At 58.5% G+C, this 7,543-nt stretch carries 8 protein-coding genes; 3 read left to right on the top strand and 5 right to left on the bottom strand.

Annotated elements, in window-relative coordinates; translation table 11 throughout:
• Together ACC569_RS02620 and chrA are read right to left on the bottom strand one after the other, a co-directional pair.
• A partial coding sequence (locus ACC569_RS02620; protein ID WP_372521940.1) for a sulfotransferase occupies positions 1–199 on the bottom strand: 199 nt, incomplete at its 3' end.
• A 58-nt stretch (positions 200–257) separates the two neighbouring features.
• Positions 258–1,481: a chromate efflux transporter gene (gene chrA / locus ACC569_RS02615; RefSeq protein WP_372521939.1), complete on the bottom strand. Its 1,224-nt coding sequence runs from the start codon at positions 1,479–1,481 to the stop codon at positions 258–260.
• Between the two features lie 353 nt (positions 1,482–1,834).
• On the opposite strand from chrA, the gene ACC569_RS02610 reads away from it, so the two are divergent.
• The 3 genes from ACC569_RS02610 (at position 1,835) to ACC569_RS02600 (ending at position 4,979) form a co-directional block, all read left to right on the top strand.
• Positions 1,835–2,776, top strand: coding sequence for a phosphate/phosphite/phosphonate ABC transporter substrate-binding protein (locus ACC569_RS02610; RefSeq protein WP_372521938.1), 942 nt, complete (start codon positions 1,835–1,837; stop codon positions 2,774–2,776).
• A gap of 87 nt (positions 2,777–2,863) precedes the next feature.
• Positions 2,864–3,802 carry a phosphate/phosphite/phosphonate ABC transporter substrate-binding protein gene (locus tag ACC569_RS02605; RefSeq protein WP_372521937.1) on the top strand — a complete coding sequence of 313 codons (939 nt, stop codon included), beginning with the start codon at positions 2,864–2,866 and terminating at the stop codon, positions 3,800–3,802.
• 226 nt (positions 3,803–4,028) lie between these two features.
• Positions 4,029–4,979 carry a phosphate/phosphite/phosphonate ABC transporter substrate-binding protein gene (locus ACC569_RS02600; protein ID WP_372521936.1) on the top strand — a complete coding sequence of 317 codons (951 nt, stop codon included), beginning with the start codon at positions 4,029–4,031 and terminating at the stop codon, positions 4,977–4,979.
• Here the strand turns inward: ACC569_RS02600 and ACC569_RS02595 are convergent.
• The 3 genes from ACC569_RS02595 to ACC569_RS02585 form a co-directional block, all read right to left on the bottom strand.
• A complete protein-coding gene (locus tag ACC569_RS02595; RefSeq protein ID WP_372521935.1) occupies positions 4,976–5,587 on the bottom strand; it encodes a cyclopropane-fatty-acyl-phospholipid synthase family protein in 612 nt (203 codons plus the stop codon). The two genes, ACC569_RS02600 and ACC569_RS02595, sit on opposite strands and share 4 nt — an antisense overlap.
• 9 nt (positions 5,588–5,596) lie before the next feature.
• Positions 5,597–6,124: a PH domain-containing protein gene (locus ACC569_RS02590; RefSeq protein WP_372521934.1), complete on the bottom strand. Its 528-nt coding sequence runs from the start codon at positions 6,122–6,124 to the stop codon at positions 5,597–5,599.
• Positions 6,125–6,307: 183 nt separating this feature from the next.
• On the bottom strand, positions 6,308–7,543 hold the full coding sequence (locus ACC569_RS02585; RefSeq protein WP_372521933.1) for a UbiH/UbiF/VisC/COQ6 family ubiquinone biosynthesis hydroxylase: 1,236 nt from the start codon (positions 7,541–7,543) through the stop codon (positions 6,308–6,310).

The following is a 7,543-nucleotide window of genomic DNA, read 5'->3' as shown; positions in this document are numbered from 1 at the left end:
GCTCGACCAGCCGGCACACGTCCTCGACGAGCTGGGCGAAGTTTTCCCGTTTCTCGAGATCGCCGTAGTTCGGCACCAGCGGCAGCATACGTTGCAGGATATGCGGCGGGTGCGGCGCGGCGATGCGGGGCAATTCGTTCAGCATGAGACGCAACAGGTTCGAACCCGAGCGTTGTGTTCCAATCATGAAAATATTCATGGTGATTACTCCTGAATTAATATTCCACGTGCACGCGCCTCACGCTGGCGCGCAACACTCAATACAGCCACCATCCCGCGAGACCGGCCGCGGGAATGACCCACACCGCTTCCACGCGAAAACGTATCAGCGCATATAGCGCGACCGCGAAAATCGCGATCGAATACCATACCGGCACCGCACTCCGCCCCACGATCACGGCGGCGGCGAAGATCATGCCGATCACCGCCGGACGCACGCCACGCAGCGCCGCCTGAATGGCGCTGGAGCGCTGCAGGCGCTCGAAGGCGCGCGAAGCCGCGACCATGAGCACCGCCGGGGGCGCGAAGATGGCGACGGTGGCGACCGCCGCGCCGGCAAGTCCGGCGACTTTAAGCCCGATGAACGCCGCGCTTACCAGAATCGGGCCCGGCGTGATCTGGCCCAACGCGATGCCGTCGACGAACTCCTGCGGCGTCACCCACTGGTGGTGGTTGACCACGATTTCCTGAATCAGCGGAATGAAAACGTAACCGCCGCCGAAGAGCATGACGCTCATCCCGGCAAACACGGCGAAAAGCTTAGTGAGAATGGCGGGATCAAGATTCCACCATGGCACACTAACCATCGGTGTCGTAGCCAGCAGAAACGCGTGGGCGTTGAATCCCGATCCAGAGGTTGTCCGTTTTTTGCCCAATTTGTTTTTGCCCGGTTTGGAAGTCGTGCCGCACTCCGTCCGGAACAACAGCCAGCCGATGACACCGGCGCCGACAATGATCGCTAGCGTGCTGTAAAAGCCACCGATCCCGAGCAGCACCGCGAAGGCGCCGATGGCAATGGCGTCCTCGCGCGCGCCGACGAGCAACTTGCGGCTCATGTTCCACGCGGCCGCGACGATCACAGCGGTCACGGCGGGAATGAATCCCATGAACAGCTTATTCACCGCCGGGATCTGGCCCCAGCGGAAGTAGACGGCGGACAGCGCCACGACCAGCACAAAGGCGGGTAGAATCGCGGCCGACGCGGCGACCAACGCGCCCATGCCGCCGCGCAACCGGTAACCCACGTAGGTACATACATTGACCGCTACCGGGCCGGGCAACATCGAGGCCAGTGAAATGCCGTTGAGCATTTCCTGGTGCGTGAGCAGTTTCTTGCGCTCCACCACCACGTTCTCGACGACCGCGATCATGGCCATGAAGCCGCCGAAACTGGTGCAGGCAATGCGGAAGAAAATCCAGAAAAGCACAGACAGGGAAACGTCCGGAGAGGAGGAATCAGATTGGTGACGCTTGGCTTTCATGAACTTCCCTATTAAAGCAGGTCCGCCGCGTTGCGTGCGGAATTTTCTATGGTCACAGTATCCGACGAGTCAGGTCACGCGGTGTTCCTGAAGCTGCAAGGAATAAGTAAAGCTCCAGTCTGCGTGACTGCACGACCGCCGACACAAACAAACCGGCCGCTGGTCGGCTTACGCGGCATACCAAAAAATGGTCACTGGATTTGACGGATTACCGGGCTAGGCTCTTCTCCTTAATTGGGACATGGGAAATCGCGCATTCTGACACGATGGTCTTCGCGTCTCCTAAAAAATATCCCAGACAAATATAAGCGGTCATACGGTTCGGGGAAACGGGTGCAACAAGGAGAGTTACCATGAATATCAAATCTGCTCAGATTATTTCTCTGGCGCTGCTTGCCGTCTTGTTCGCGCCGCCGCTCGCCGCGGAATCTTCCGACGCTAAAAAAATACCTCCGCTCCAGTCGATAGCCACCGCCATCAAGACCGCCTTCACGCCATCGTCTCCCGCGACGGCCAAAAACAATCTGCCGGAACGCATTGTGGAAGAACAGGAAGCACTGATATTCACCGCTCCGCCGCGCGAGACGCCGGCCGCCGCCCAGGAAATTTACCAGCCGGTGGCGGCCTACCTGAGCCAGATCATCGGCAAGAAGGTCGTGTACAAAGACCCGGGAACCTGGGGCGTGTACCGCACTGAAATGCTCCAGGGAAAATATGACATCATCTTCGATGGACCGCATTTCAACAGCTACCGCATGGAGAAGCTCAGCCACAACATTCTGGTCAAGATTCCCGAGCGCCACGAGTTCGTGGTCATCGTCAGAAAGGACAAGGGCTCCTTCGACACCGTCCAGCAGATGGCGGGCCGCACCTTCTGCGCCCATGCCCCGCCGAATCTCGCCACGCTTGTGCTGCTGAGCAAGTTCGATAACCCGTCGCGCCAACCGGTGATCGTCAGCACGAATGGCTGGGATAAAATCTACGACGGCGTGATCAGCGGCAAATGCGTGGGTGGCGTTTTGCCTATGCTCAATCTCAAGAAATACGACCGCGCCGGGCTGACACGGGTTGTCTTCAAGACCCAGGCCATGCCGAACCAGGCGTTTTCCGCCGGTCCGCGCGTATCACTTGAAGATCAGTCGAAGATCGCCCAGGCATTGGCGTCACCGAATGCCGCCGGGCCGACGGAAAAACTGCGTGCCGCTTTCAAGGTCGGTGACAGCTTTGCGCTGGCCAGCAACCAGGAATACCAGGGACTGGCGGAGTACCTACGCAACGAATGGGGTTACTACTGAGACGCGCGTGACGCGTGCGGACAAACCCTTTCAAGACACGTCAGCTGGTTGAAACAAGGAGGTACCGTGTTTGGATTTAACCGAACGATGACGACTGCCGCCGGCGTGATATCACTGGGTGCGATGGTTTTTGTCATGGGCGCCAGTGCCGCCGAACAGAACGTTCGTGAGAAAACCCCGACCGCCCGAAAAACCTCCTTTACTCCACCGGAGACGGCGGCGAGCCGACCATCACTCGAAGGCATCGCCCGAGGCATGCCAGCCGGCAGTGACAACATACTGGTGTTCAGCGCGCCGCCGCGCGAAACCGAGGAAGAAGGCATCCGCACCTATCAACCGATTGCTGAATACCTCTCCCACATCATCGGCAAAACCATCGTGTACAAGCACCCCGGCGACTGGCTCACCTACCAGACACAGATGCAGCGCGGCAGTTACGATCTCGTTTTTGACGGCCCGCATTTCAACAGCTGGCGCATCTCCAATCTTCAGCACAGTACACTCGTGAAAATTGCCGGTGAGCATGTATTCGCCGTCGTGGTGCGCAAGGACGACAACCGCATCACCGACATCAAGCAACTTGCCGGGCAGAGGGTGTGTGGCATGAACCCGCCCAACCTGGGCACACTCGCGGTGCTCGGCCAGTTCGATAATCCGGCGCGCCAACCACTCATCATGAACAACGTCGGCTGGACCAAGGCATATGAAGGCGTGGCATTCGAGAAAAAATGCACGGCCGCGATTGTGCCGATGGCAAACCTTAAGAAATTCTCCAATAGCGAAAACGTCGTGCGTATCGTGTACAAAACGAAGGTGTTGCCGAACCAGGCATTCTCTGCCGGTCCACGCATTTCCACGGCCGACCAGGCGCGGATAGCGGCGGCATTGATTTCCCAGGAAGGCTCTCCGGCCATGGCCCAGCTGATCTCAGCCCATGGCACCGGCAAGGGTCTGGCCTACGCAAGCAAGGACGATTACGCCGGGCTGGATGTCTACCTGAAGGACACCTGGGGTTACGGCCGTTAGAGCAAGCGGGATTCCTACCGCTCACACAAACAAACCGGCCGCTTGTCGGGCAGGAATGAACGCCATAATTGGTCACGTGGATTTGGCGCAAACCCCGGCTAAGCTTCTCTTCTTAATAGAGAACACGGTAGTTCGCGCGGTCTGACATGGCGTTCCTGCGGCTTCTGTGATTCTTTGACATCGACAAGAAGCAATTGGGGAAGCGCGTGCAACAAGGAGAGTCATCGTGAAGATCAGATCCGCACTGGCCGTTGTTCTGGCACTGTTCTTCGTTTTAATCTCGCGGCTGTCAATCGCGGAATCCACCGGAGCACAAAATCTCGCGCCAATGCAGGCTTCTGCCGCGGCCATGAAGAAGGTCTCGTTCACGCCTGCATCGCCCGCCTTCGCGAAAAGCAATCTCCCGGAACGCATTTCCGGGGAACAGGAAGCGCTGGTGTTCTCCGCGCCACCGCATGAAACCGAGGCGGAGGCCCTGCGCACCTATCGGCCCATCGCTGAATACCTGACGCGCGTCATCGGCAAAAAAATCATCTTCCATTACCCGAAAGACTGGCTCACCTACCAGAATAAAATGCAGCACGGAAGCTATGATCTCGTGTTCGATGGACCGCACTTCAACAGCTGGCGCATTTCCAACCTGCAACACAACACCCTGGTAAAGCTTGCCGACGAATACGCATTCGTGGTCGTGGTGCGCAAGGACGACAGGATTACCAATCTCAAGCAACTCGCCGGTCTGAGGATATGCGGCATCACACCGCCGGACTTCGGCACGCTGGCGGTGCTCGGCCAATTCGAAAACCCCGTGCGCCAGCCGATCATCGTCAACACCCTGGGATCGACGAAGGTCTATGAGGGCGTAGCGATCGAGAAACAATGCAACGCCGGCATCCTGCCCGCGGCCAGTCTGAAAAAATTCAACGAAAGCGCAAACCTCTTGCGGGCGATCTACATGACACAGCCCATATCCAACCAGGCGTTCTCTGCCGGTCCGCGCATTTCGCGGGACGATCAGGCGCGCATCGCCGCGGCTCTGGTATCACCGGAAGCCTCTCAGGTTTTGAGCCGCCTGATAGCGGCAAATGGCGCCGACAAGGGTCTGGTCTTCGCCAGCAAGAACGATTACGTCGGACTGGATGTCTACCTGAAGGACAGCTGGGGCTACGGCCGCTAGGATAAGGGCTTTCCTTTCACGATCAGCCTGACCACCGACGCCGTACCGCGGTGGTAAGGCCCTTCGTGTAAATCCGTCAACATCTGCTGCAGCAACAGGATTTCTCCCTTGGAAAATTCATCGCGCACCATCTCCACGGTATAGAGCATTTCCCTGACCGGCGGCCCGCCGGTTTTGTATTCGAGCTGTTCCGGCGTGAACGCCTCCATGATCAGCACACCGCCGGGCTTGAGCGCCCGCCGCATCTTGTCGTGCATGCGCGCGCGGTGTTCCGGCGGGAAGTGGATGAAAATCGCAACGACAATATCGAACTCGTTCTCGGGCCATTTCCATTTCGTGAGATCGGCTAATTCCGTACCGATCGAAACGCCTCGGCTCCTGGCCAGTTCCTGCGCCTTGCGCAAACCTACCTCAGAGCCATCCACCGACAACACGTCGAGTCCCTGCTGCGCCAGCCACACGCCGTTGCGCCCCTCGCCGTCCCCCACCGCGAGCGCCTTGAGGCCGGGCATCAAATAATGTTTCTGCGATACCAGAAAGGCGTTCGGTTCCGTGCCATAGGCGTAGCCCGGTTCAGAGAAACGGGAATTCCAGAAGTCGTTGGTCATGCCGGATAATCAATCGCCCGGACTGTTGCCTTGCCTGCGCTGCGCCAGTTGCTTGACCTGCAGGGGCTTGTCCACGCCGCGGAAAACGACCTCGATGCCGCTGCCACCGGCGCTGGAGAACTCCACATCGCCCACGCCCACAATGCGCTGCCACAGCGACTGGTTCACGTTGATGTTGCGCAGGTCCTGGATGCGGATAGATTTGACCTTGCGCGCGATCAGCCCCTCGCGGCTTTCGATGGTCTCGCTATCGATCGTGTAAGCCCACGAGTAGCGGCGGTAAATCACCACGGCGACCAGATACACGAACACCGCCACGATCACCACGTAAACCACGCGCAGGTTTTCCGAAGAAAAATACTGATGACCTTTCAGGTAGGCCAGAACAAAGATGACGGGCAACAACACTGCGATGCCGATCTGCCACCACTGGTTCAGCCACGCCGGACGCGCAAGATAGTTCATATTCTCCTTCTCCGGAGATTGTCCCTGGGGTTGTTCATTATCACGGGAAGCGAGGTATTTGTAGTCTTTCATATCGCTATTATTGTGCCGCCTGCAGCGGATTGAAAAGCTAATAGCGGGTGACTCCACCCGCAAATAGCTTTTGAGATCGCGCGCAAGGCGCGCGACACCATTTAATGCCTGGATGTCCGCCTTTGCGGGCATGACAACAAACATGGCTCTCGCGGGGATGAAAATGCTTTTTTCAGTATCCTGCTAATGCAATGTTCGCTTGGCGAGCTTGGGAAGATCCCCCTCCAACCCACTCGCCCTTCTCATAATAAAATTCTTGATCGGCGTCGCGGCATTGGTGAGATCGAGCCCCCAATTCCGCAACTGGCTCATCACCGGTAAATCATTCCCAAATAAATAGCGGAATCCGCCGGTAATCGAAACCATTGCAAAATTATCTCCCTTGCGCCAGCGCTCGTAGCGCCGCAACACCACGTGGGTGCCGATGTTTTTCTGATTGGCCACGGCCTCGAGCAATACCTCGGCCAGGGTCGCAGCGTCGAGGAAGCCGAGGTTCACACCCTGCCCGGCGAGCGGATGCACCGTATGCGCGGCATCGCCGACCAGGGCCAGATGCGGCGCGGTGTAAGCTTTGGCGTGCAACAGCGCCAGCGGAAACACCACGCGCGGACCCAGCGTTTGAATCTTTCCTAAAGAGTCACCGAAAGCTTTCTGCAATTCCGATATAAAGCCCGTGTCATCCAACGCCAGCAATTGATCGGCGCGCACCGTGTCCGCCGACCAGACGATGGAACAGGTATGCGGATCATCCAGCGGCAGAAAAGCCATTGGCCCGGTCGTGAGAAACCGCTGACGCGCGATTTGTTCATGCGGTTTCTCGGTGGTCACCGTGGCCACGATGCCTTTCTGATGGAGATTGAGCGACTGGGTGTCGATGCCGGCCGCGCGCCGCACCTCTGAATCCGCGCCGTCCGCACCCACCAACAGCCGCGCCTGCAACAGACGGTCGTCCTTGAGCATGACCGCCGCGCTGTTATCCGCCAGGGTGATATCGGTGACCTCGACCGGGCACAGATAATGGACGTTGGTGAACTGGTGCAGCCGCTCGATCAGAGCCGTCTGGATGACGCGGTTTTCGATGATCCAGGCGAGGCAGGGCTCGCCGATCTCGGCGGCGTTGAAATGAATCGAACCGCTGCCGCCTTCGCTCCACACCTGCATCTCCCGCACCGGTGAAACCCGGCGACGGACCATGCCATCCCACGCGCCGATGTTTTCGAAGAAACTCTGGGAGGCAAGCGTAATAGCGCTGACGCGCAGGTCGTAACCCGTGTCCGGTGTGGCGGGCGGCGCGCGATCCAGCACGGCTACCTTGAGTGATGAATTTCCCAGCGCGCAAGCGAGCGCCGCACCCACCATGCCGCCGCCGACGATTAATACGTCATAGGCAGCGCCAGATTTTTGTTTCGTGGCGGCCAT

The sequence above is a fragment of the Sulfuricaulis sp. genome (genome assembly GCF_041499725.1).
Lineage (GTDB): Bacteria > Pseudomonadota > Gammaproteobacteria > Acidiferrobacterales > Sulfurifustaceae > Sulfuricaulis.
This window is presented reverse-complemented; position numbering and strand designations above follow the sequence as displayed.